This is a genomic window from Pseudomonas sp. Y39-6 (assembly GCF_023651955.1).
Taxonomy (GTDB): domain Bacteria; phylum Pseudomonadota; class Gammaproteobacteria; order Pseudomonadales; family Pseudomonadaceae; genus Aquipseudomonas; species Aquipseudomonas veronii.
Window position 1 is genome coordinate 3,930,764 of the sequence record NZ_CP069594.1, and the last position, 25,267, is coordinate 3,956,030.

Sequence of the window (25,267 nt, forward strand, 5' to 3'; positions counted from 1 at the left end):
GGCGGTGTATCAGCCACCGATGCCGTGACTGAACCGCCGCCTTCGCGGGCAAGCCCACTCCCACCTTTGAACCGCGTTATCGGTACACAATCCCACCATCGATCAACGGCGACTGGCCGGTCATGTAGTCCGCATCCGGCCCCGCCAGGTAAGACACCAGCCCGGCCACATCCTCAGGCGTTTCCGCACGGCCCAGGGCAATCCCGTCCACATACTTCTTATAGGTCGCACCGACTTCGGCGCCGGTAATCTCGGCCATGCGCTTGTCGATCTCGACCCACATATCGGTGCCGACCACGCCCGGGCAATAAGCATTGACCGTAATCCCGGCGCTGGCCAGTTCCTTGGCCGCCGCCTGGGTCAGGGCGCGCACGGCGAACTTGGTCGCCGAGTACACGCCCAGCAGCGCAAAACCTTCATGCCCGGCGATCGAGCAGGCGTTGATGATCTTGCCCTTCTGCTTGAGCGCCTTGAACTTCTTGCCGGCGGCCTGGATGCCCCACAACACACCCTGCACATTGATGCCCAGGGTGCGCTCGACCTGCTCGGGGCTGACGTCCAGCAGTGAATCGATCTGCGCCACCCCGGCGTTGTTGACGATGATGTCGAAACCACCGAGGGTCTGGTATGCATGTTCGACGGCGGCCACCACCTGTTCGCGCTTGGACACGTCGGCGATAAACACCGAGGCCTTGCGCCCTGCCGCGACGATTTCAGCAGCCACGGCTTCGAGCTTGGCGCCATTGATATCCACCAGCGCGATATCGGCACCGTCCCGTGCCAGGCGCAGGGCGATGGCGCGGCCGATGCCCTGCCCGGCGCCAGTCACCAGCGCAACTTTTCCAGCGATGAGGTTTCCAGCGGTACTCATAACGACCTCCTGCAACGATGAGAGAAGCCTCGTCTATCGCAGATGCACGCCAGGGCTGTCGAGGCGCACATGAATCGGCGTGCGCGCTGAGACCGGATGTCTCAATGCGCGAATCCTTGTAAATGCGCGCACTTATGCCTAGCTTATGCGCCCCCCGTCCTGCGCTTTAAGGCCTTGCCCCATGGTTCTGCGTTTTCGCCCCGTCGTCACGTCACGTTTCGCCCTCGGCCTGCTGCTCAGCGGTGGCATCGGCAGCAGCCTGGCTGCGGAAATTGAACTGCCGGCGGTACAGGTCCAGGGCCAGGATGAGTCCGGTTATCGCAGTGAAACCGCCTCGGTCGGCGGTTTCAATGAAGCGCCGCTGCTGGACACTCCCGCCTCGATCAGCGTGATCAACGCCGCCCTGATCAAGGACCAGCAAGCCCGCCTGCTCAGCGAAGTGCTGCGCAACGACGCCTCGGTGGGCGACAGCTACGCACCGATCGGCTACTACGAAAACTTCGTGGTGCGCGGCTTCTCGCTGAACGCGGCGAGCAGCTACAAGATCAACGGGCGCACCATCACCGGCGAGCAGAACGTCGCCCTGGAAAACAAACAGCAGGTGGAAGTACTCAAGGGCCTGGCCGGCCTGCAAAGCGGGATCTCCGAGCCCAGCGGCGTGATCAACTACGTGACCAAGCGCCCGCAAGACGTGCGTTCGGTGACGGTGTCCACCGACGACCGCGGCAGCGGTTATATCGCCACCGACGTCGGCGGCTGGTTCGGCAGCGAGCGGCAGTTCGGCCTGCGCGCCAACGTGGCCCATGAAGACCTCAATTCCTACGTGGAACACGCCAACGGCCAGCGCGACTTCCTGTCCCTGGCGTTCGACTGGAACATCAGCCCCGACGCGGTGCTGCAACTGGATGCCGAATACCAGAACAAACAACAGCGCTCGGTGCCGGGCTACCAACTGCTGGGCGGCAGTGAAGTGCCCCACGATGCATCGCCGAAACAGCTGCTGGGCCATCAAAGCGGTTCCAAGCAGGTCGGTATTGATTCGCTGAACCTCAACGGCAAGTTCGAATACCGCTTCAGCGACCAGTGGAAAGGCAGTGTCAGCGCGGCGCGCAGCAAGGTGGTGATCGATGACTACAGTTCGTTCGCCTGGGGCTGTTTCTACGTGAACACGTGCAACGCCAACACGTTCAGCCCCGAGGGTGACTACGACATCTACGACTACCGCAGCCCCGACGACACCCGCCGCGACGATGAAGTGCAGGCGGCCATGACCGGGCTGTTCGACACCGCCGGCCTGGGCCATGAATTGACCTTCGGCACCAGCGCGTTTCGCCGGGTGATCGACAAGCGCAAGGCGGTCAACGAGTACATCGGCAGCGGCAATATCAATCAGGACGCGCCGACGTTTGCGCCGACCAACGTACCGCTGAACGACAGCCATCGCACCCTCGACAGCCGCCAGTACGGCGTGTTCGTCACCGACCGCATCCGCTTCAACGAGCAGTGGCAAACCCTCCTCGGCGGTCGCGAAGTGCGCCTCGATGAACAAGCCTTTGACAGCAATGGTGACCAGGCGCGCCACACTCAGCAATATGTGTTCCTGCCCCAGGCCTCGCTGATCTATAAGCCGATTGAAAACATCTCGCTGTACACCAGCTACAGCAAGGGCCTGTCCCTGGGCGGCACGGCGCCGTGGTTCGCGAACAACGCGGACGAGACCCTGGCCCCGACCGTGTCGCGACAAATAGAAGCCGGCGTGAAATACGACTGGCGCCGCATCAGCTTCGCCGCGGCCGTGTTCCAGACGCGCCAGGCCTACCAGTACGCCAAGCCAGATGGCGCCGGGAGTTTCACCTACGTGCAACAAGGCGAACAGAAGAACACCGGGCTAGAACTGTCGGCGAATGGTTGGGCCACCGACCGCCTGCAGATCGCCACCAGCGTCGCGGCGATTCGGGCGCGGGTCAGCGGCAGCGGCACGCCGGACTACGAAGGCCACCAGGCGATCAACGTGCCCAAGCTGCGTGCCAGTGTCTACGCCGACTATGCGCTGCCGTGGGTCAACGGCCTGGCGGTCCTGGGCGGCGTGCAATACAGCGCCAAGAAGTACGCCAACCGCAGCGGCAACGTCGAGGTCGGGGACTATGCGGTGGTCAACGTCGGCAGCCGTTACACCACCAAAGTCGATGGCTATGAAACGGTGTTTCGCCTGAGTGTCGACAACCTGTTCGACAAACGCTACTGGCGCGACGCGGGCGAGTACATGGGCGATGACTACCTGTTCCAGGGCGCGCCGCTGACCGCGCGCCTGAGTGCCTCGGTCAACTTCTGACCGCGCACGGCCCCGGGCTTACTTGGGCATCTTGCGAAAGCCCACCGCCAGGCGGTTCCAGCTGTTGATGGTGGCGATGGCTACGCTCAGATCGACCTGTTCCTGGGGGCTGAACTCGGCGGCGAGTGCGTTGTAGTCTTCGTCTGCGGCGCGGGTCTGGCTGACCAGGGTCAGGCTTTCGGCCCAGGCCAGGGCGGCGCGTTCACGCGGGGTGAAGAACGGCGTTTCGCGCCAGGCCGACAATGTGTACAGGCGGCGTTCGGTCTCACCGCCCTTGCGCGCATCGGCGGTGTGCATATCGAGGCAGAAGGCGCAGCCATTGATCTGCGACACGCGCAGGCGCACCAGTTCCAGCAGGGGCAGTTCGATGGACAGTTTGCCCACTGCGGTTTCCAGGGCGAGCATGGCTTTCATGGCGTCTGGGGAAGCGGTGTAGAAATCGGTACGGGGTTGCATGGTAGAGCTCCTGAACACTGGAAATTGGTGGCCAGATTAGTCAGCGCAGCACTCAGGAGAAATAGCCAATTCCGGCAAAGATCAGGTAGCCAATGTGCCCACGGGCTCAGCCCCTCAGCGCGGCAGCGGAATCACGCGCAAAGGCCGCACCGATTTGTAGGAAAAGCTCGAGTAGATCTCTTTGACGCACGGCAATGTCTGCAACACCTCCCGCGCGAATTCGCCAAACGACTCCAGGTCCTTGGCCACCACTTCCAGCAGGAAGTCATAGCGCCCCGAGACGTTATGGCAGGCGACGATTTCCGGAATGTCGAGCAAGCGCTGCTCGAACGCCCGCGCAATTTCCTGGGTATGACTCTCCATCATGATGCTGACAAACGCCGTCACCCCATAGCCCAACGCCTTGGGCGACAGGATCGCCTGGTAACCGCTGATCACCCCGCTCTCTTCCAGGTTCCTGACCCGCCGCCAACACGGGGAGGTGGTCAGGGACACGCGCTCGGCGAGCTCGGCCACGGTCAAGCGGGCGTTGCCTTGCAGTGCGTTTAAAAGCGCCTTGTCAGTGCGATCCAGACTGAGGGGCATAACGTGCCTCTAATCATTATTTTTAGGAAGGTTTCATCCCATTGCGCGGGATTTGTCAGCAAATATTGCAAAGTTCAGCTGTGGTTATGAGCATAGCATTGTAGGAAATAAGGAGTGTCCGACATGAACAATAAACACAATGCATTCGGCTTTTCCACCCGTGCCATCCACCACGGTTACGACCCCAAGGACCACCACGGCGCCCTCGTACCGCCGATCTATCTCAGCGCCACGTTCGCCTTCCCCACCGCAGAATACGGCGCCGCGTGTTTTGCCGGTGAAGAAAGCGGGCACTTCTACACACGCATTTCCAACCCGACCCTGGCCCTGCTGGAAGCGCGCATGGCGACCCTGGAAAACGGCGAGGCCGCCGTCGCCTTCAGCTCCGGCATGGGCGCGATTGCCGCCACCTTCTGGACCCTGCTGCGCCCCGGCGATGAGGTGATCGTCAGCCAGACGCTCTACGGCTGCACTTTCGCCCTGCTGCACCATGGCATCGCGGAGTTCGGCATCAAGGTGCGCCATGTCGACCTCACCGACCTGGATGCACTGCACGCCGCGCTGTCCCCGGCCACGCGTATGATCTACTGCGAAACCCCAGCCAACCCCAACCTGCAACTGGTCGATATTGCCGCCGTCGCCACGCTGGCGCACCAGCAGCCCAACGTCATCGTGGTGGTCGATAACACTTACTGCACGCCCTACCTGCAACGCCCCCTGGAGTTGGGCGCCGATGTGGTCGTGCATTCGGCCACCAAGTACCTCAGCGGGCATGGCGACATCACCGCCGGCATTGCGGTGAGCAACCATGCACTGGCGCAGCGCATTCGTCTGCAAGGGCTCAAAGACCTGACCGGTGCAGTCATGTCCCCGCAGGACGCATCGCTGCTGATGCGTGGCCTCAAGACCCTGGCCCTGCGCATGGACCGCCATTGCAGCAACGCCCAGGCAGTGGCCGAAGCCTTGCAGGCCCACCCCGCCGTCGAGCGCGTGACGTACCCGGGGTTGCGCTCATTTCCCCAGTACGAACTGGCGGCGCGGCAGATGCGGATGCCCGGCGGGATGATTGCCTTCGAGCTCAAAGGCGGGATCGCGACCGGCCGGCGCTTCATGAACGCACTCAAGCTGTTCAGCCGCGCGGTCAGCCTGGGCGATGCCGAGTCCCTGGCCCAACACCCGGCGAGCATGACCCACTCCACCTACACCCCGCAGGAGCGGGCAGCCCACGGGATCAGCGAGGGGTTGGTGCGTCTGTCGGTCGGGCTGGAGGACATCGCCGACCTGCTGGCGGATGTGCAGCAGGCTTTGACCAAGTGTCTGCGGGCTGCGCCGCGTGCGACACAGGTGGTCGAGCATGCGATGAAATAGCGCTCAGTCCACGGCCACCGTGGCCTCGCCGCAGGCCCCTGTCTGCGGCACCAGGTGAATATCCACGCGACGGTTCGCGGCGCGCCCGACGTCGGTTTCATTGCTGGCAATCGGCTGACTGGCCGCGAAGCCCTGGACGGCAAAGCAACTGTCGGCGATGTCGCCCATGCGCTGCATCCAGTCGCGCACGGCAGAGGCGCGGGCATGGGACAGCGCCAGGTTCTGTTCGACGGAACCGGTCGCGTCCGTATGCCCGGCGACCACGATCAGCCAGCCGGGTTGGGCTTTGATGTCGACCAGGGCATTGATCAGCACCTTGGCCGAGCCTGGCTTGAGCGTGGCACTGCCGGCATCGAACAGCGACAGGCTGTCCAGTCGAACGGGGTCGGGCATAAGGGGTTCAGTGCCTGGACCGGCCAACCACATGCGCCAACCGATCCCTGCGAGCAAGGCAACGATCAGCGCCCCGAGCAGCCCCCACAGCGCGATGCGTGGCCGGCGCGCCACCACTGCGGGTGGCGGCAGGATCACCACGGGGCTCACCAGCGCCGGCGCCGGCAACCTGAGCGGCGCGAGCATCGTGCCGTCCGGCGCGGGGCTTTGCTCCAGCCGCTGGATCAAGCCGCCGACCTGATAGCGCAGGGCGTGCAGCGGTTGTAGAGGGTGGTCTAGATGAGCCCGCAAACGCACCTGCAAACGGGCCAACTCAAGGTCCAATTGAACCAGCGCGGGCACGCCGTGGGCGGTCATCGCCCGGCTGCGCAGCACCAGTTGCAGTTGCTCGAACAACCATCCCAGCAAGTCCACGCGCGCCGACGCCATCGGCGGCCACAGGCGCACCCACTCACCGCCCAGCGCCTCGATCAACGCCACACCTTGGGTGATGCCCTCGACCCCATGACGCTGGCCGCGAGCCAAGGTGTAAAAGCACGCGCTGTGCAACTCCGCGCCGTTTTGCTGGAACAGCGCAAGGCAGCCTTGCTCGACCTTGGCCCAGTCCACATCCGGGCAGGCGGGATGGCTGAGCTTGGCCAATTCCTCGCGCAAAGCGATAAACTCACTGAAGCCGCGCGGATCACCGCCGACTTGAATACGCATCTCAAACAACGCCGTCATCGGGTTTCCCTTGCGTTATCGGTTCAAGGCTTCGACAGGTAATGCTGTCGCTTCAAGTGACGCACCAGCACCCGGCCTTCGGGTGTCAAGCGGGTACCGAAGGTCGCGTGCTGCCCATCCTTCAATTGCATGTCCAGGGCGTACTCCAGATGCCCCGGCAGCACCTGGGGCAGCAGCTCGATGGTGATCGCCGCCAGACGCGGCTCGTACTTGAGCAACGTGTCGGTCATGACGCCGATCAGGCCTTGGGCCGTGGCGGGCAACCCTTGCAGGATCAGGCCCATGTCCGGCAGCCCGTAATCCGGCAGATGGCTGAGCGCGCCCGCTCGGCTGTTGAGGATGCGCTGCAGGTTGTCCAGCACCGAGAGGGTGTGCTGGTCCGCCTCGCAGACCCGCTGCAGGTCCAGTTCACCGGCGAAATTCTGCAACAGGCGTTCGTAGAGCGAAGGGGTGTACTCGGTCATGGCTCAATCCTTCGTCAATGGGCGCAGGATCAAGCGGTTATCGCCCAGTTCGATCACCCGTGCGCGATCCGGGTCGAGGTCGTCACGCGTCAATGTCAGGCGCCAGCTGTTCTGCCGGGTATCGGGGTCGCGAAACAACGCCACCAACGTGACAAACTGCGTGTCCTTGTCCATCGGCACGTTCAACTGAGCGCCTTCTTCGGGCTTTACCACCACCGAGTGTTTGTCCAATAACTCACGCGCGAGCAAGCGCTCGTCATCGCCCAGCAGGCCTTCGTAGGTCGCCAGCTCCACCGCCTTGCTGTCGCGCAATTGGTAAACCCGCACCAGGGTCGGCACCGACAACGCACGCATGTCCGTGGCATCGGTGTTCAGCGCCGTGCGCGCGCTGAAATCCAGATGCAGGGTGTTGACCTGCTTGTAGAAGATCGCCTTGGCGGTGGATGCCGTGCCATCCGCCACGGTCTGGGCCAACCCACAACCGCCGAGCGGTAGCGTGAAAGCCGCCAGCAGCACAAGATTAAAAACGGTACGCGACATGCTGTGTCTCCCTGTTGCGCGGGTTAATCGAAAGGCCTTGGTAGCGCCCCAGGTTGATCGTGAGGGTCTCGTGTTCCGTCGTGCGCCAGGCGCTGTCTCCCAAGCCCAGTACACCGGTCATGCCGAGCCGGAGGGTGGCCAGCCCCAACACCGGCGCAGGCAGGCTGTGCAACGGCAGCGACAAGCGCAGTTTCGCCGTGCAACGCCACCCCAGGTAAACGCGCAACAGCACCCGCAGGTCGCGGTGTAGCTGGCCGTCGGGGAGCCAGCCACGGGCTTCCTGCGCGTGCTCGGTATAGAGCGTCAGACCGAACTGGCTGTTGGCGTCGCGGCCGATACGCCCCAGCGGCGTGCCCTGGGCCAGGCTCACCGGACGTTGCCGGGAGAGGCTGGCCGGCGCCGCCAACGTAATGTTCTGCGGCCAATGCGGAGTCACCTGCACCTGGGTGACGGGGGCGAGCAATTTGACCAGTGCGACGATGCCTTGTGCATTCCGCGTGGGCAGGCGCATCACGCTGAGCAAGGCCAGAAAGCGCGAGACCGGCGTGGCGACCTGTTGCGCGGTGCCGGGAATGCCCAGGCCGATCAGGCCCAGCAGGCATTGCGAGGTGGCATCGGTGCCGCCCGCTTCGAACGTCGCCGGGTAGGAGTACTTGCGCCAGATCCGGTAGAACTGGGTGAAGATCCGGTGATTGAACATATCCAGGAAGGCTTCCAGCGCTTCATGCCCCTCCCGACGCTGCGCGATGTCATCCAGGTACACGGTCGGCATCGGCGAATCGACCCCGTACAACCCAAGCAAGCGCGTGCGTACCGTCGCCGCTCGCTCCGGGTGCGCTTCATCGATTTCAATCGACTTCAACTCGCCGGCCGGAAAGCCCATGCCCGGATCGGGCCGAAAGCGCACGGCGTCATCCGCCGGGTGCGCGGTGCTGCCCAGCGGCGGATGGTCGGGCAAGGCCTGTTCCAGCAACTGGCAAAAACGCTGCAGATTGGCCTCGGCCACCTGCCCCTGTAAGGCATCCAGCAAACCGCTGGCTTTCAGCCGGGAATACGCTGACTGTGATTCTCGTTCCATCGCAGGCACTTTCCAGTAGGTTGCAGGATCAGCGTGAGCTGGGTGTACACATGAATGTCGGCATACAAGGCGAAGAAGCGATTGAGCATCTCGCCGAACAGGCTGATGTCGCCCTCCCCTGAAAAGCCGTTGGCGTCGAGGGTGATCTCGATATCCACGCCGCGTAGCAAAAAGCCTTTCTCGAAACGTTGGACCAAGTGATGACGGACCTCGACGATCGCCGCCAGACGACGACGGTTGAGTTCGCTGCCCGTCCAGTCGTACAAGGCCAATGTGCCGCGCAACACCTCGGCGTTGTCGAGCATCGGCAGGAAGTTCGAGCCCAGGTGACTCAGCACCCGCCAGTGAAAGCGGTCGCGGTTCGGCGGGTAGCACGGCAAGCTCGGCGCACACAGGTTGCGCACCCGCAAACCGGCCTGGGGGCTTTGCACCAGCGTGTCGAGCACGGTGCTTTGCAGTGCCTTGCGCGGCAATTGGCCGTGGGTGCCGGTCAGTCGCAACGACAGGCTTTCACGCGTGCGCAGGCGGTCGCTGTCGAAGCCCTCGCCGCCGAGGATCAGCCAGGTGTCATGCAAGCCATTGGCGGCGCGCTTGAGGCGCGTATGGAAGTAGCGTTCGGGAGCCTCGTCACGCAGCATGCCGCCTTTGTGGCGAAAGCTGCTGAATGGCACATAGTCCTGGCGCTCGGCGTTTCGCGAGGCGGTCACGCGGTCCACCGAATAGATCTCGGTATGGCCGTCCTGCAAACGCATGGGGCGCAGCAGGTAGTCGCTTTGCAACGGTGCCAGGGTCAGCGGGTCGGCCTCCAGCGCGAACAGGTTGATCACCGGCACCGCATGCAGGCGGATATGCTCGCGGCTCAGGTCGAAATCGGCCGGCCAGGGTTCGCGCAACACCACTTCAAGCTCGAACCAGGCGGCGTCGGGAGCAATCTGCAGGTGCTCCAGGCCACACAGGGTCACGAACATGAATTTTTCGCGGAAACTGAAATACTCCAGCAATAACTGATAACCGCTGAACGCACTGTCGCCCTTGGGCCACAGCCGGTCTTCATCGGCAAACCCCTTGGGTGCAAAATGCCCGGCGACCGGCTGGCGTTCGGTCTGGCCGGGCCAATGCACGAACATCGCTTGCACATTCAGGGTCAGCGCCTGATGCAAAGCACTGGCCAAAGGGCCTTCTGCATTCAGGTACAGCGGCACGCGACTCAGGTCGATCTGGCTCCAGTCGGTCAACGCGCCGCAGGCAAAACGCAGGCGCAACACGGAGCGACCATCCGGGGCGAAGCCGCGCCCGACCGAGGCCAGGGCCAGCGGGCGCAGGGCCAGGTCCTGGGTGGTGGTGTAGCGGCAACGGGTACTTTGGGGCCCGATGGGTTGCGACAGCACTTCAAAGCCCTGCGCGATCAACTCGCTGTGCTTCATCTGCGCCAGTTCCGGCACCAGTTCGACGATCGACAGCGACGGGATGGTGCGCAGGTAGTGTGGCCAGAGCAGGCTGACCAGGCCTTCGGTCAATTCCGGCAGGTCATCGTCGAGTTTTTCCCGCAGGCGGCCCATCAGGAACGCGAAGCCCTCGAACAGGCGCTCCACATAGGGGTCTTGCGCCCCCGGTTTGTCCAGGTTGAGCTGTGCCGCCCGATCCGGGAAGGCCTCCGCGAATTCCTTGCCGGCCTCGCGCAGGTAGCGCATTTCGGCATCGAAATAGCGCAGTGTGAGATTGTCCATGTTCACAGAACGACTCCTGATAGATAAGGGTTAGCCGCACAGCACGGCGGCGCGTACCGGGTCGATGGCGACCAGCGCCGCCAGCAGGGTTTCCATGCGCCGCGCCAGGCTGGGTTTGTCGGCGTCGTTGCGTTGGGCTTTCACGCGCAGCAGCTTGAGCAGGCGCGCCTTGACCTCGAAATGCAGCGCCGGCTCCCAGTCGGCCAGGGCCTGGCGTTGCGCGGTGGCGTCCAGTTCCCCCAGCAGGTGAATGGCCAGGTCGCTCTTGCCATGCTGTTCGGCCACCCGCGCCATCAGCAAGCGCAGCAGCCAGCGCTGGCGCCCGCTGTCGATACCGGGCCGCGCAGCCAGCCACGCCAGCGCGTGATCCACGCCGTCGCTGTCGGCCTGGGCCACGGCCTCACCTTCCAGGGACAAGATGTCCGCATCACTGCTGGCCACGGCCGCCGAGGGTACGGGCAGCCATTGCTGGGGTTGGTTGCCGCTGACGTGCTGGGCAATCCATTCGCGGGTGGTTTCGTCGGCGAACGGGGTGCCGTCACTCCAACTCAGCACCTCCAGACCCGGCAGGCGCTCGAGGAACATGCCCAGGTCACGTTTGGTGATAGCGGCCCAGCGGTCCTGCGGTGCGGGTTGTTTGCTCAAGGCCTGATACAGGTACCATTGCAGGTCGAGCCAGAAATGGTTCACGCCTTCGGCATACATCCGCTCGACCTGTTCGATCAACTCCGCCCAGTTCTGTTGCAGGTACAAACGCTTGAGCTGTGCCCGATAGTCTGCACGCGGCGGCGTCAGGCGCGTGTTGCCGTTGGCCTCCTGAGGCGGCGTCTGATGCACGGTGTCCCAGCGCAAGCTCTTCATCAGTCGGTGAGCGGCCAGCCAGCCCAAGGGTTGCTCGCGCAGGTAGCTCGTCAGGGCCCGGCCGCTGTCCAACAGGTCCCGTCCGGATTTGATCATCGTCGGCGGCGACGCGTTGGCATGCACAGTCGACTCAAGGCTGGCGGTGTGTTGCGGGACCAATGCGTCCATCCCGCCGGACTGCGCCAGTCGCGCCGACAATGCCGCGTACAGCGGCTGCAGATCCGGACGCTGCTCCGGCGCCCACCCACTCAAGCCGCGCTCCAGCCAGGCGAGCGCGGCGGCGGTGCGCTCGGCTTCGGCCTTGACCACTTCCGGGTACAGCGACAGCGTGTCCAACACCTTGCCACTGGCCAACCATTCCAGGGCCATCTTGCGGCTGTTCGGACGGCTGGGCAGCACCGCGTCGGCAAAGCGCTCCACCAGCGCGGCCAACAGACTCAAGCCATCCGCCAAGCCGAGTTCGCCGTCTTTGTGCAAGCGCGCCCACAGGTAGTACGTGGCGACGCGCAAGTCCTTGCAGCGCTGGGTCAGCAGCTTCTGCGCCAGTTGGGCAACCTGCTCGGCATCGGCACCCGACAGTTTGTTGACTTCTTCGCGCATGCGTTGGAAGTCATCGTCGTAGCCGGGGTCGTCGCCGACGGGGGATTCGGTGCTGATGGGGTGTAGCCAGGGTTGCCAGTGGGCGGCGTGTTCGTGTGCGACAGACAGTGCGTCACGCTCCCCAAGGCAGCGGGCGATCAAGGCGCGCAGGCTCATTCGGACCCCTCGCTCACGCCAGCGGGCTGTGTTACACCCTCATGCTTGCCGCGCGTCTGCACACGCTTCTGGAATGGATATAGATGCTGACGCAGAATGCCGTCCGGCAACGGCTCGCCAAACACTCCGTAGCGCGTTGGCCAGTCCTTTGCGGGCAATTTGAATGTTCCAAACACCCTATCGATCAGCGGCAGGTGAATCGCATAGTTTTTGTAGCGGTAGTCTGGATGACGGGCATGGTGCCAATGGTGGTAGCGTGGAAGTACCAATACGTATTCCAGCCAACCACCTTTGATGCACACATTGGCATGAGCCAGCACCGCCTGGACGCCGACCAGCACCACATAGGCATTCAATGCCTGCGCAGAAAAGCCCAGCAACATCAGCGGCATCAGTACGGCGGTGCACGTCAATAGCACTTCGACAAAGTGGACACGCGAGCCGGCCAGCCAATCCATCGCCGTACTCGAATGGTGCACCGCATGGAAGCGCCATAACCACGGCACCGCATTCTTGGCATACAGCTTTTCCAGCGGAATAAAGACCGCCGCGGAGATGAGGAGCGCCAATCCGAGCAGTAGCAGGCTACGCACCAATTGTTCGTTGTAAACCTTGCGCAGTTCGGTCGTGGTCAGCCACTCGGGAAGCAAGAAACACAACACGGCCAGCAGACTCAACAGCCCGAGCGCAGCGCAGATATAACCGCTGATACGCCCCTCGCCGAATTTGAATGGAGCGTGGCCATGGTCCCGAAGATACGTTTTAATTTTTTGCATTACACATCCTTTGTATCCAATACCTGTTAAGGGTGTTCCTTGGTTACGTCAGCGCGCCGATGGAACAGTGATTCACCGGAGTTCGAAACTCCCGTTCTGCGCATAGGGTTCTTCTGCGGCGCCCTCATTGAGAAATATCTGTTGCGGCAACCTGAAATCACGCAGCTTGAGCAACGCCAGCGGCCCCGCATCCAGTTCGGTGCGCAGGTGCCACGTCAGGCTCAGGCCGTCGGGCGCCTTGAGGGCCAGGCGGTAGCGGCTGTTGCCGTCGTCCAATGGCGTGACTTGGGCGTTTTCCAGCAGGCGGATCAGGCCCCAGGTGCCGGGGTAGTCGCCAAACAGCCGCTCGCCGGCATGTATGCTGGTCCAGCTGAGGCTCACGCCGGGATAGTCGCTGCGCCCCGGCCAGTTGAAACGCTGCCAGTTTTCTTTCTGGTTGAAGTACTGGTGCCGGTCGCCGTTGAGGATGAAGGTGGTTTGCACCACGTCGCGCACGGGTTTGCCTTGCAGTTCAAAGCTCAGCCCCATGCCGCCTTCGGTGTAGAGCACATCGGCCAGTTCGCTCAGTTGATTGATCGCGCTAAGAAACTGCGGGTTGAAACGCAGGCCCTGGCTGTGGCGCGGATCGGCTACCCAACGGCTACCTTCCTTGCGCAGCACGCCGCTCAATTGCTGCTGAAAAAACTGTGCGATGCGCCCGGAGTCCGCGCGGATCATCTGCCCCAACATCGGCAACGACGCATCGCTGGTGGTGGCGGCAAACGGGTAACGGCTGGCGAAGGCGGCGTTCCAATGGCTGACGATCGAGCGCTGCCAGTGGCTGTTGAGGCCCGCGGCGGAGGGTTGCAACACGCGTTGCCAGGCCTGTTCCAGCGGCTGCACGAACAGCGTCTGCGCCGCCCCGCCCCACTCCGCGCCCAGGCTGGCGGCCAGCAGGGCACCGTAGGATTGGGTGTCGGTGAGGTCGATGCTGCGGCCTTGAAACACGCTTTGTGCCAGGGCCTGGGTCATTTCCAGCGGGTCGGGCGCGGTGCTGATCTGCTGCAGTTTCAAACGCACCCGTGTCACGCGGGTGAGGAAGGCCGGGAGACTGAGGCCGTCTGTGTTGGACTTGTCCAGCAGCGCCAATAACGGGCCGAAGGTCGCCGCCAGCGGCCCCGTGGCGGCCTGGGCCAACGGTTCGATCGCTGGAGCCTTGTCCGGCCCGATCAACTTTTGCGCAGACTGCACCAGCGAGTCGGCCAGGGCCTGGGGTCGGCTGCCCGCCTGCGCCTGGTAGGCCACGCTGTTCAGCAGCGCGATCAAGGGCGATTGGCGCACGTCGCTCATCAGCGTCAATTGGTCGATTGACTCATCGAGACTCGCGGCCTGCTGCCAGCGCAGGCTGTTGAGCAGATCCTGCCAGGCGCTGGCGTAGTCCTGGAAGTAGCGTTCGGTGAGGCGGGCGCGCAGTTGGTCAGGGCTCAGGCGGGTGTCGACATCGGCAGGTTGGTCGCTGAGCACCCAATCGATTTCCTCGCGGCGCGCCTCGGCGATCGCATCGATGGCTTGGCGCACCGAGCCTTCCCAGGCCTGGCGGGTGAACACGCCGGGCACGCTGGCCTCGGTGGTGAACAGGGCCTGGGCGTCGGTGTCGCCGACCAGTTGCGGCAGGCCCAGGGCCGGGTAGTGATGGGCGGCGTCATCGAGCAATTGTTGGTACAGATTGGCTTCGGCATTGCGTTGACCCAGTTGGCCGAGCAGGACCTGCCGGACTTGCGCGACCAGCCGCGCGTCGGTGTCGATGCGCCAAGTGGGATTGGCGGCCAGGTGTTCAGCGTAAAACTGCCACAAAGTGGGGCCCAGGGCTTGCCAGAGGCCCGCGCGGGAAGGCTCGACTTCGCCGAGGGTTTTCACCAGCAGACTGGCGTCGGCTTTTGCCGGACGCGCCATCATCAGGTAGGCCTTGAGCTGGTCGTAGGCAGCACGGGCGCGTTCGGCGCGCTCGGGATTGTCCGGGGCCAGCTTGACCAGGGCCGTGAGCTGCTGGCGTAAAGCGGCGACGGCCGGGTCGCGGATCAGGCGGTTGTTGGCTTCGACGTAGCGCGGCCAAACAGTTTCAAGCAGCGCTGGGTTTTGATTCAGGCCGAAGCGCTGATACCACGGAGCGCCGCCTTGAACGCGATCATCCAGGCGCGCCAATTCGCGGACCAGTTCATGGAGGGCCAGGAGCTGTTCGTCGCCTTGTGATGCGCGTTGCAAGGTCGACAACGAGCTGTGTACCTGGGCGATCTGCGTGCGGTTGCTGATGAATGACAGCAGCAGTCCTGCGCTCCACAGCATGGCTAAGCCGAGGGCCAATGCGTAGCCAACTCGCGGCACGCTCCAGCCCAGTCGGCGGCCACGGGGGTTATCGCCGAGTACGCCGTGCCACACCGGGGCCACCGACCACGCCTGTTGTTGATCATGCGGCGAGCGCTGTACCGGCAGGCTGAACCACAACCCCCGCAACGGCACGCCACGGGCAAATTCGCCGGCCAGATGCGCCAAGGTGTGACGCCAACGATCAATGCCCTCGCCCTTTAAATCTCGCGACAAACGCAGCAGAAAATCATCCTTCATCACCGCGTTCATCTGCGCCAAACCCGCGCGACGCAAAGGCTCCAGCAAACGATTCAGCGCGGCGTCCAATGCCGCCGCCGAGAAGCGCGCGGGCAACTGACAGCCCACCGGCTGCGCTTTGCGCGTGTCCTGCGCCCATGCACTGCCGCAGACCTGCCAGAGGGATAACGGCAACTGCCAGCGCAAGTCACGGGCAAGGCGCTGCACCTGGCGTACACCTTTGCCCATCGCGACATCGTCGGCGGCCTGGGTTTCGTTCAGCGCCCAGACGACTCCGTCCAGCGCACGCCAGCGGCTCAGCCCACGCCAGTGCTCAGGGAATGATTGATCCAGCGCGGCCTGCGCACTACCGCCCCACAGCAGGACGGTGCCTTGGCCTTCGAGCCATTGGTGAGCGGCCAGGGTGGGGGCGATGGCTTCGATTTCGGTGGGTTCGCCGATGATGAGCAGCAGGCGGGTTTTGTGGCGCCAGAAGAGGCCGTAGTGCTCGCGTAGGTGCTCGCGCACTTTTACCGCATCTGGCGATGCGGGTTCCCGGGTCAATCGCGAGTTCGGCGTTTGGGTGACCGCCCTCACGACCTGCTGTGCCTGGCGAAACGCCAGACGATCCCAGGCCAGCAAAATGACCGGGCAGAACCAGCAGAGCGCGAACCACACCCCCAGCCCCCACAGCAGCAATTGCTTGAGCGGCATTTTCGGCCAGCCCAGATAGCCGCTGCACAAGCCATACAACAGACCACCGAGCAGTACCAGTAGCGTCATGATCAGCAGATAGCCCAACCCCACACGAACCAACGAGCCCTTACCCACGTCCTTAACTGTTGCCATAAGGCACCGCCACTCCAATCGCCAATCGTTGGTTTCCATCCTGGCTCAGCCAACCACAGGGCTGACCCGCCGCCCCCGCTTGCAGCAATGCCAGGGACATCCCGATAAACGGCGCCAGGTGCGCCAGCACGCCCCATTGCCCGGCCAGTTGATGTTCGACTGCCGACCAGCCGCCCTCTACAAACGCAGCCTGGCTGGCTCGATCCAGTGCCAGGCAGGTGGTCGGCGCAGATTGCAGTCCGGCGTAACGCTGCATCTGTGCACACAGCTCGGCGGGCGACTGGCTTGCAAGGTATTCACCGCGATGCACCAACTGCTGCCCCTGCCAGCTCACTCGCCAGAAGAAACCCGCTTCACCCCCCAGTTCGCCCTCTTCGGCACTTGCCACCGACGCCACGCCCGCGCACAACAACCAGTCGTCCTCGCCACGACAATCGCGATGGAAGGTATCGATCAGGTCATCCAAATCAGTCAGGTTCTGTAGCAGCAAACGGGCCTCGGGCAACACCACTCCCGCCCGGACCAACGCCTCAACGAAAGCAGCCTGGCCGCTCTCATCCCCCACCCAGGCAATTGCCCGCAACTGTGGCCAGCACTCGGACAACCCCGGGAGGGCCAAGGTTAAACGGGTGAGATGCCGTGCCAGTGCAGGTTCACGCTCGCTGATCAAACTCAGCGACAGTGGGCAACGCAACATGGGCTGTGTAGCGCCGGGTATCGCCAAGGGTGGCGAGACGCTTGTCATCAAGTTCAGGTAGTCTTCTTGCATGTCACCCGCCGGGCCGAGCAACAACACATCCTGCACCGGTAAACCCAGCGAGCGCCGTTGCCACCAAGCCTGCATGGCGGCCTCCAGCGCGCGCAGATACACCTTGCGGTTGAACAGCTCGATCTGCCACACCAACACACGCACCGCCAGGATCAGCGCCCAGCACAGCGGCAGCACCGCACTCCACAGCCACCATTCCAGGCGCGGTTGCTCCTGGGGCCACAGCATCAGCAAAACGGCCGACTGCACTCCCCACGGCAGTGCCAACCCCAACCACCAACTGCGCCAACGCGGCTCGCCCGGTTCGATAACGTCGGGGTACTCAGGCGGACGGTTCATGGCGCAACCACCATTGAAGTGGCCGGCAGGCTGCTGACCAACTGGCAACCACACGCGCAACGATGGCCGTGCAGCGCCACAGGCTTGCCGTCCATGGTTGAACCCGAAGCGCCTTCGGTAATGTGCGTAATGCCATGCAGGTTGCAGCGAACTTGATCATCCACGCAGGCCACTGGTTTGCCGAAGGCTTTGTAATGCCCCGACAACACCTCACCGCCAAACGGGTGCAGTGGGTCGCCCATGCGTACCAGGGGCATCATGACACCAGCTCCTTAACCTGCTCGACCAATCCGCCCGTGCGTTTCAGATAGTCCAACATGTTCTGCCTGCGCAGGGCTTCTTCACCCTCGATAATGGCTTGTGTTTGCTGTGCCACCACCTCACCGATCGCGAAGGTCGGTTGCAGGATTTTCTCCGCCCCTGGCAGGAAAGGCTCCACTTTGCCACTGACGACATCGATCACCTGGTAGCCCACTGATGCACCAGCCAGCGTGCCAGCCAGTCCTTTCCAGCCATGACGACGGATGCTGTACACCCCGCCCAGTACCAGTGCGATGCCCACCACACGCCCGGCCACCACCACCGGGGTCATGCGCTTGTTGGTTTCGTCGCCGAAATACACCATGCGGTAACGAAAATAATCCCCCCACAACTCCCGCGAACTCGTAGCGTCGTGCATAAACCAGGCACGCGAGTCATGCATCTGGTCGTCAAACAGCGCGACCAGTGCAGCTTTCTGCGGCGAATCGCTGACGCGAAACTTATTGCTGTTGTTCCCGAGCTCAACAAACAGCTCCTTGGCGCGCATTTCACCCTCGGCCTTGATCCGCTCATACTCCTGCTGCTCGTCGTCGTCATTGAGCAGGTACACCGTGTCCCTAAGCGCCACATCGACGACCCAGCCTGCCACGCTGGTCTGATCGCGCCGCCAACCTTGGTAGTCGTGTTCGAACTCCACAGCGGCCTCGCGGATCTGCTGCTGATCCCTTACCGGTTCGTAAGCCGGCGGGCTGGCCGTTCCCAACAGAAGCTGTGCTTCGTTCTCCTGACCCCGGGCCGCCTTGCGCTTTTCTTTGGCGATGGCTATCTCAGCCTCACGTTTGGCTTTTTGCGCCGCTTCCAGCGATGCATTGGTCTGTGTGGCTTGGCCGTAAAAAGGTTGATTGACGTAACTGCCACGGGCCAGACGCTCGATGCGCCAGCCAGTAAGCCAGGCCAATTGCGCGGCCATGGCGTCTTCGAGGGAGTGGCCCAGGCGTAGGAATGGGCCGTTAGACGGGGTGGTTTCTTCGGTTAGGCCCAGGGTATTGCGCCAGGCGTTGAAGCGGTCGATGAGTTCTGGAGTAATGTCAAACTCTTCTTTTGTATCAAGAGTCATATGTCGCGTAGGCAGCATCTGCCGGAGCTTATCTGGCAGCACCGCCTCAGGCACCGTCAACGGCGCTCCAGCCGCAAAAGCCTCCGCATACAGGTCATGTAGCACAATCTGCGACAGCAACTCGCCCGAACCGCCTCGCGCCTTGCCTTGATCCCCCGGTGGGTAACCGCCGCCCACATCCGAGTGCACTCCGAGGTAGACCACCTCTCGGGCATAAGGGGGATAAAGGCCATCTGCATAACGGATCGAGTCCAACGGGAAGCACAAGCGCTGCTCATGGGCCGCAACAAAATGCCGGCAGACCTTGATCCACTCGGGGAATGTCTTGACATCGGGTAACTGCTGCGTGCCATCGGCCCAGTCCATATGCCCGTCGGCAAAGGGCGCGGCATGGGCGCTGCCCACCGAAGCCACGGTGTCGAGCAAGCCAAGAAACTCGATGGTCAACGGCAGTCCCAATAATGCCTGCTCTGGGTGTTCGGCCCCTTGCGGGGTATCGAACAGCTCACTCAACCAGGTAACGAAGGTCCGAGCCTCGGCCGCCCCACGGGAAAAACCATAGACGAACAGCTTGATCGCCAGCACCTTGGGCTGCACGGTCGCGACCCTGGTCCGCAAGGGCTCCAGCAGCGAGGCCATGACCTGGCGCCGGCTGCTTTTACCCTGCGCAGTCAGCGGCCAGGTGCTGGCCATGGCTTTGAGCTTGGCCTGGGCGACTGGCAGATCCAACCCCTGCTTGTTGTTCAGGGCGAAGGACAGCGCATCGGCAATTTGCAATAGCCCCCAATTAACCCGGTCCTCCCCTCGATTGGCGAAGGCCAACCCGCGCATGCTGAAGTCCAGCTCGCCAATTTCAGGAAAGGGGGTGCCCACACCGGGGATGTAATAACGAAAATAGCCACTTTCCGGCTGCTCCAGAGTGGCGTGGTAGAGCCGAGCGATATTGGTCGGATGGGGCGGCGTGGCCTTATGGGTGTCGTAGGGTTCGTTGTTGTTAGTACCGTCAAAGAACAAGCTGATATGCAAGCTATGTGCGCAGGTAGAAGCACCACGTAAACCACGCAGGGCATTCAACTCTTGGCGGTACTGTTCCACCTCGATCATTTGTAGATCGTAGTTGGCACTTACGCTCTGCAAATCGCTGGGCAAGCGCCTTTTCTTGGGAAATATGGCCGGCACATAAACCGACTCAGCGTTCTTCACTTCGGACATACGACTGGCTCCTTCATTTCCAATGGTTCCTTGATGGGGCTATTGGGTGATGGATAGCGCCAACAAGACGTGGAGACCTTGACTTGATTGCAGGGTAAAAAATGCACTTCCAACGCACACAATCTGCCCTCATAAGGAGGGAGCTCTACTATGGTGCTATATCTCCCATAGTTTGCCTCATGCCTAGCCAACGCAACCTCATCAAAATTAAATCCATCAGGTTTACGCTTAATTTTTTCGTAAGGGCTCGGATCAGTTTCCCACTCCACTTCAAGTTTCAAGCCTGGCTGCCATTGCCTTGGCAACATCGCACAGCACATCCCACCACCATAACCATGCGGAGATATATTGGCGCCACCATAGCCATTCACCGAAAAGTAATTAATGGCCGCTGACGTGTGGTTCACTCCATTCAAATTACCCGCTAAAAACTTGGAGTCCCCCACCGAGCACCCAGCCAGTAACAAAAGTAAACAACCGCCCAACCATCGGCACATAGCACTGCCTTCTAAATAGTTCATCCCATGTTCCTTATTCACACTTAAGCTCTGTAAGAAAAATACCTGCGCCAAACCTCTTTCATTCAGAACCTCCTGCGACTCACTGGATAAACATCCTTTCTTGGAAAAAGTCAGACACATAAACCGATTCGGCGCCCTTCACTTCGGACATACGGCTGGCTCCTTCATTTCCAATGGTTCTTTAATCGGATATCCAGGTTGGCCATAAGCCATACAGGCAGTTGTGACTTTGATCTGATTGCACGGCAAGAAATGAACTTTTAATGAACACAGCTTTTCTATCTCATAAGCTGGGAGATCTACTATGGCACTGTGTTGTTTGTAGTTGGTTTTATGTTTGGCCATAAAAGTTCGAAATGCATCCGAGCCTAAAGGCGGAGATTTTGCATAGGGGTTCGGGTCAGTTTCCCACTCCACTTCAAGCTTCAAGCCTGGCTGCCACTGCCTTGGCAACATCGCACAGCACATCCCACCACCATAACCATGCGGAGATATATTGGCGCCGCCATAGCCATTCACCGAAAAGTAATTAATGGCCGCTGACGTGTGGTTCACTCCATTCAAATTTCCCGCTAAAAACTTGGACTCCCCCACCGAGCACCCAGCCAGTAACAAAAACAAACAACCGCCCAGCCATCGGCACATAGCACTGCCTTCTAAATAGTTCATCCCATGCTCCTTATTCACACTTAAGCTCTGTAAGAAAAATACCTGCGCCAAACCTCTTTCATTCAGAACCTCCTGCGACTCACTGGATAAACATCCTTTCTTGGAAAAGTCAGACACATAAAACGATTCGGCGCTCTTCACTTCGGACATATGGCTGGCTCCTTCATTTCCAATGGTTCCTTGATGGGGCTATTGGGTGATGGATAGCGCCAACAAGACGTGGAGACCTTGACTTGATTGCAGGGTAAAAAATGCACTTCCAACGCACACAATCTATCCTCATAAGGAGGAAGCTCTACTATGGCACTGTGTTGTTGGTAGTTGGTTTTATGTTTGGCCATAAAAATTCGAAATGCATCCGAACCTAAAGGCGGAGATTTTGCATAGGGGTTCGGGTCAGTTTCCCACTCCACTTCAAGCTTCAAGCCTGGCTGCCATTGCCTTGGCAACATCGCACAGCACATCCCACCACCATAACCATGCGGAGATATATTGGCGCCACCATAGCCATTTACCGAAAAGTAATTAATGGCCGCTGACGTGTGGTTCACTCCATTCAAATTACCCGCTAAAAACTTGGACTCCCCCACCGAGCATCCGGCGAGTAAAACAAGAAAACAACCGCCCACCCATTGGTACATAGCGCTGCTTTTTAAATAGCTCACCCTCTACTCCTTATTCGCACCAAAGTTCGGCATGAACCCACTTGCATTGCTCAACAGACAACTAAGGCCTATCAGCTAGACAACATCCGCCCTACTCCAATGCAACTCTGCGTATAATTTCAAGTCACCAAAATAGTTTTCTTGACTGGCTTGCAGCACTACGCGATAACAACATGCAAAACACTGCTCATGGGAAAGTTCCGAAAACCTCGCCCTGGCAACTTCGAACAGATTCTGTGCGTCACTGATGCTGCCCAACCGGTCAAATTGAGCGTCAGCCAAGTTGATGGGAGGAAAGGTTTCAGCCAGGGGCTGATTCGACCGATAGGTACCAGGCTGCCAGACAGGCTGCTGGTCCCGGTTCAGCCAACTCCAGAACAGGGTCACCCGCAGAAATTGCTCTTTCTGTTCTGGGCTCAATACGCTGGCCAACACTTCGGGCATTACGCGGGGGTCATAGAAGCGCAGCAATCCCGACTGGCCTCCCCACTCAAGCTGCGAGAGCCCTTGAAGGGACTTAGCCAAAACATCAAACGGCATAGGTGAAATCAACAGCATGAGGCGTGGCAGATGCCCGACTTGCTCAATCAGTTCTTCCAGCCAGGCTTTGTGCCGCCAGTCGTCGAGGTTGATTCGCATCAAAATGGGCGCCTGCGTCAACAGTGCCTCTTCTGGTGTTGCACTGAATAAAGAAAACCAGCGCATGCCCGGTTCCATAAGGCGAAGGGCCGGCAATAGGGATACATCCCAGGCGGCTTGATCAACCACGACATCGACATGCCCCACGTTCGCGGAACCGCACAGGCTTTCTATTTGCTCGATCCAGCGTGTGTAGTGTTCTTGCATTTTTCTACCCTCAGTCGGTGGCGCGCATGACCGCGCCCGCTGCTTGCGTTTGAGCAATTTTCAGGCACTCTTCGCACACCGAATGCGGCAACTCACGCAAAGGAAAGCGCTGGCTGGTCGTGGTTTCCCAGACGTGTTGGCCTTTAAGGTTGAGCTTGCCCGGGGTGTGGATGTCGATAGCGCCGCCGGGTGTGATGCGGATATACCCGCCACCACACGCCAAGGTGATGCCGTTTTTAGCCGTCAGTTGCAGATGCCCCTGTACGGTCTGCAGGGTGATGTCTTGCTGGGCAATCAGATTCAACACGTCGTTGTGGGATTCGATTTCCAGCGGCCCCTTGCCGGACACCAGGCGCATGCCTTCCTGCTGGGCAAGCAGGGAAATGGCCTGATTCGCGTGGACGGACAGCCGTTGAGCGGCTGCCAGGTTGATCTCATCGTTGCTTTGCACATACATCGCCTCGCCGCTTTTGAGCAGCAGGCTTTCAGGGGTTACCGCACCAATGCCCTTGGGCGCACTGAGTAGGATGGCTGAGGCGTTCAGGTCTTTGGCGTGGTCCTGGAACTGTTGCAGACCATCAATGGCGGGTTTGCGACTGCGATGAGACTGGGCGATTGCCTGCCAGTCAGCGATTTGTTGTGTGGCTCCCGCGACCAGATCGGTGGCTGGCGCCATGGTGAGCACATCACCAGAAGCCTTGGCCTGTATATCCGTACTGATGAACAACCCTTTGCCTGCACGAATGCTCCCCCAAGCATCTGTACGTAGCTCAAACCCTTCCCCACGTTTTTTACGCTGACCATCCACCAAATGCCCAAGATTCAGCTGGCTCTTACCACTGTGCTCAGTACTGACCTTGACGTGCTCCCGCCCCCGCGTGTCATCCATCCGCAGCTTGTTGTTCGCCGGGGTACGCAGCACGTTGCGTTTGTAGTTACGCAAGGTCACATGATCGACATGCTGGCTATCGTGCAACGCGTGCGCGATGTAGGGCCGGTCTGGGTCGCCTTGTTCAAAGGCGATGGCCACTTCGGTGCCGGGAATCAACGGCAGATGCAGGCCGTGGGTATCTCCGGCGTAGGGGCGGGCCAGGCGTAGCCATAGGCTTTCTTCGCCGGGTTTCCAGGTGTCGCGGTCGAACAGGAAGTTGACCTTGTAGCGCCCTTCGAGGTCGATGTGGCCGTAGGGGTCGTTGGCCTGTGGGCTGGTGACGCGGGCCGGGACGGTGCCGGCGATTTGGGGTTTGGGCTGCAGTGCGGGGCGAAAGCACACGGTGTCTGAATAGGGTATGGCCTGGAAGGTCGCGACCAAGCTGCTGTCGCGGGCGGCGGTGGTGGTCAGGCCGGTGATCACCGCGCCCGGTGTGAAGGCTTGGGGCGCGCCGCCGGAGATGTGCAGCACCTGCCCCGGCGCCAACGTGGCGCTGCTGGTGATGCCGCTGAGTTGGGTCTGGGCGTTGAGGTAACGCTCGTGGCGCAGGCGTGCGTAGAAGTAGCCGCTTTCACTGAGCAGGTCTTCGTCCTGATCCAGCCGGTCGCCGAGGGTCGTGTAGGGCTCGGCGTAGTGGTAGGCCTCGCCGTAGGTGCCGCTGGCGCCGCGGCTCTGGTCGATCTCGCCGCTCAGGTGGGCGCCGGCGTCGCGGGGGTGGTAGGCGCGGATATGCACCTGTTGTTCGACCACCTGGTGGTTCGATTGCAGGTGCCACACCGCGTCCTGCCCGCTGCTGCCCAACCCGGATTGCGGGCGATACGGCAGCGCGATGTCGAACTGGTAGAGGCGCTGATCGTCGCAGAACTCGACCACATCGATACCCAGGCGTTCGTCGCTGGTGAAGCGGTACCAGATGCCGACGTCGGCGAGCAGACGGTCGATGAAGGCCAGGTCGCTCTCGCCGTATTGCATGACCTGCTCGCGCCTGGGGTAGTCGCGTTTCAGGCTGAACAGAAAGTCCTGGCCTTCAAAGTCGTGGCGGCTGCGCAGGATGCTTTCGACGATCTGCGGCACGGATTGATGCTGGTAGACGCGAAATTGTCTGCCTTGGCCGAGCAGGGCCAGGCGCGGCTGCAGAGTGATTTCATAACGGGCCTGGTCGTTCGAGCCGGACTGACGCTTGAAGCCGGTGACCACGCCGTGCAAGGTGCGCAGCGGTTTGACCGCGGGCGCGCTGAAGCCTGAGGCCGGTGGTTTTTGCGGGGCGGCGTGCAGGCTGAAACGGGCGTCCTGGCCAAGCAGGGTTTCGGCGGCGAGGTCACGTTCGGTGCTGGTGAATTCCACGCGATAGGTGAAGGGTTGGCTCAGGTGTTCATGGCCTTCAAAGGCCAACACGTCGAGACGGGCTTCGATGTTGCGCACACTCAGGGTGTGCCGGCTGTGATCGAAAAGAACCCTCGGCAGTACGCTGGAAGTCATTCCCTTTACTCCTGGACGCGAAAGCCCAGAGAGTAAAGATTTGTTATCGGTGATTAATGTCGGAAGATTCGACTTTACAAGAGCGACACTTCCCGATCT

21 protein-coding genes are annotated in these 25,267 nt (G+C 61.3%); 2 read left to right on the forward strand and 19 right to left on the reverse strand.

What is annotated here, in order from left to right; genetic code table 11:
* Positions 1 to 76: 76 nt before the first annotated feature.
* Complete coding sequence (locus JN756_RS17720; RefSeq protein ID WP_017846575.1) at positions 77 to 871, reverse strand: acetoin reductase; 795 nt, start codon at positions 869 to 871, stop codon at positions 77 to 79.
* Between the two features lie 181 nt (positions 872 to 1,052).
* Here JN756_RS17720 and JN756_RS17725 point away from each other — a divergent pair, with 181 nt between their 5' ends.
* Positions 1,053 to 3,203 (forward strand): TonB-dependent siderophore receptor, encoded by a 2,151-nt coding sequence (locus JN756_RS17725; RefSeq protein WP_201021135.1) that lies wholly within the window; start codon positions 1,053 to 1,055, stop codon positions 3,201 to 3,203.
* 18 nt (positions 3,204 to 3,221) lie between these two features.
* On the opposite strand, the gene JN756_RS17730 is transcribed toward JN756_RS17725, so the two are convergent.
* Together JN756_RS17730 and JN756_RS17735 are read right to left on the reverse strand one after the other, a co-directional pair.
* Positions 3,222 to 3,659: a carboxymuconolactone decarboxylase family protein gene (locus tag JN756_RS17730; protein WP_046383718.1), complete on the reverse strand. Its 438-nt coding sequence runs from the start codon at positions 3,657 to 3,659 to the stop codon at positions 3,222 to 3,224.
* Positions 3,660 to 3,773: 114 nt separating this feature from the next.
* On the reverse strand, positions 3,774 to 4,244 hold the full coding sequence (locus tag JN756_RS17735; protein WP_017846578.1) for an Lrp/AsnC family transcriptional regulator: 471 nt from the start codon (positions 4,242 to 4,244) through the stop codon (positions 3,774 to 3,776).
* 123 nt (positions 4,245 to 4,367) lie between these two features.
* On the opposite strand from JN756_RS17735, the gene JN756_RS17740 reads away from it, so the two are divergent.
* Entirely contained in the window at positions 4,368 to 5,612 is a 1,245-nt protein-coding gene (locus JN756_RS17740; protein ID WP_108526520.1) for a methionine gamma-lyase, read from the forward strand.
* A 3-nt stretch (positions 5,613 to 5,615) separates the two neighbouring features.
* Here JN756_RS17740 and JN756_RS17745 read toward each other — a convergent pair whose 3' ends face one another.
* From JN756_RS17745 to JN756_RS17820, 16 genes are all read right to left on the reverse strand, one after another.
* On the reverse strand, positions 5,616 to 6,728 hold the full coding sequence (locus JN756_RS17745) for an OmpA family protein (RefSeq protein WP_057004700.1): 1,113 nt from the start codon (positions 6,726 to 6,728) through the stop codon (positions 5,616 to 5,618).
* 23 nt (positions 6,729 to 6,751) lie between these two features.
* Positions 6,752 to 7,192: a type VI secretion system baseplate subunit TssE gene (gene tssE / locus JN756_RS17750; RefSeq protein WP_201021136.1), complete on the reverse strand. Its 441-nt coding sequence runs from the start codon at positions 7,190 to 7,192 to the stop codon at positions 6,752 to 6,754.
* A 3-nt stretch (positions 7,193 to 7,195) separates the two neighbouring features.
* A complete protein-coding gene (tssJ, locus tag JN756_RS17755; RefSeq protein ID WP_201021137.1) occupies positions 7,196 to 7,732 on the reverse strand; it encodes a type VI secretion system lipoprotein TssJ in 537 nt (178 codons plus the stop codon).
* Positions 7,713 to 8,810, reverse strand: coding sequence for a type VI secretion system baseplate subunit TssG (gene tssG, locus JN756_RS17760; RefSeq protein ID WP_201021138.1), 1,098 nt, complete (start codon positions 8,808 to 8,810; stop codon positions 7,713 to 7,715). The genes tssJ and tssG overlap by 20 nt, the downstream gene beginning before the upstream one ends.
* On the reverse strand, positions 8,774 to 10,543 hold the full coding sequence (gene tssF / locus JN756_RS17765; protein WP_057004703.1) for a type VI secretion system baseplate subunit TssF: 1,770 nt from the start codon (positions 10,541 to 10,543) through the stop codon (positions 8,774 to 8,776). Before tssF ends, tssG begins: the two co-directional genes overlap by 37 nt.
* Before the next feature lie 24 nt (positions 10,544 to 10,567).
* Complete coding sequence (gene tssA / locus JN756_RS17770; protein WP_201021139.1) at positions 10,568 to 12,154, reverse strand: type VI secretion system protein TssA; 1,587 nt, start codon at positions 12,152 to 12,154, stop codon at positions 10,568 to 10,570.
* Complete coding sequence (locus JN756_RS17775; RefSeq protein WP_169865808.1) at positions 12,151 to 12,930, reverse strand: sterol desaturase family protein; 780 nt, start codon at positions 12,928 to 12,930, stop codon at positions 12,151 to 12,153. Before JN756_RS17775 ends, tssA begins: the two co-directional genes overlap by 4 nt.
* 72 nt (positions 12,931 to 13,002) lie before the next feature.
* The gene (locus JN756_RS17780) at positions 13,003 to 16,359 is read right to left on the reverse strand and encodes an ImcF-related family protein (RefSeq protein ID WP_250690787.1); all 3,357 of its coding nucleotides are present in this window, start codon (positions 16,357 to 16,359) and stop codon (positions 13,003 to 13,005) included.
* Complete coding sequence (locus JN756_RS17785; RefSeq protein ID WP_502940945.1) at positions 16,346 to 17,467, reverse strand: KPHS_23130 family T6SS system protein; 1,122 nt, start codon at positions 17,465 to 17,467, stop codon at positions 16,346 to 16,348. The genes JN756_RS17780 and JN756_RS17785 overlap by 14 nt, the downstream gene beginning before the upstream one ends.
* Positions 17,464 to 17,727, reverse strand: coding sequence for a PAAR domain-containing protein (locus tag JN756_RS17790; RefSeq protein ID WP_057006124.1), 264 nt, complete (start codon positions 17,725 to 17,727; stop codon positions 17,464 to 17,466). Before JN756_RS17790 ends, JN756_RS17785 begins: the two co-directional genes overlap by 4 nt.
* Positions 17,724 to 20,057: a T6SS phospholipase effector Tle1-like catalytic domain-containing protein gene (locus JN756_RS17795; protein WP_201021141.1), complete on the reverse strand. Its 2,334-nt coding sequence runs from the start codon at positions 20,055 to 20,057 to the stop codon at positions 17,724 to 17,726. The genes JN756_RS17790 and JN756_RS17795 overlap by 4 nt, the downstream gene beginning before the upstream one ends.
* Positions 20,045 to 20,578, reverse strand: a complete 534-nt coding sequence (gene tli1a / locus JN756_RS17800) for a Tli1a family immunity protein (protein ID WP_082107747.1) — start codon at positions 20,576 to 20,578, stop codon at positions 20,045 to 20,047. The genes JN756_RS17795 and tli1a (JN756_RS17800) overlap by 13 nt, the downstream gene beginning before the upstream one ends.
* A gap of 138 nt (positions 20,579 to 20,716) precedes the next feature.
* On the reverse strand, positions 20,717 to 21,397 hold the full coding sequence (gene tli1a / locus JN756_RS17805; RefSeq protein WP_312023782.1) for a Tli1a family immunity protein: 681 nt from the start codon (positions 21,395 to 21,397) through the stop codon (positions 20,717 to 20,719).
* On the reverse strand, positions 21,385 to 21,912 hold the full coding sequence (tli1a, locus tag JN756_RS17810) for a Tli1a family immunity protein (RefSeq protein WP_411220337.1): 528 nt from the start codon (positions 21,910 to 21,912) through the stop codon (positions 21,385 to 21,387). The genes tli1a (JN756_RS17805) and tli1a (JN756_RS17810) overlap by 13 nt, the downstream gene beginning before the upstream one ends.
* 75 nt (positions 21,913 to 21,987) lie before the next feature.
* Complete coding sequence (gene tla1 / locus JN756_RS17815) at positions 21,988 to 22,758, reverse strand: toxin Tle1 chaperone Tla1 (protein ID WP_057006126.1); 771 nt, start codon at positions 22,756 to 22,758, stop codon at positions 21,988 to 21,990.
* 10 nt (positions 22,759 to 22,768) lie between these two features.
* Positions 22,769 to 25,168, reverse strand: coding sequence for a type VI secretion system Vgr family protein (locus JN756_RS17820; protein WP_250690788.1), 2,400 nt, complete (start codon positions 25,166 to 25,168; stop codon positions 22,769 to 22,771).
* Positions 25,169 to 25,267 lie beyond the last annotated feature (99 nt).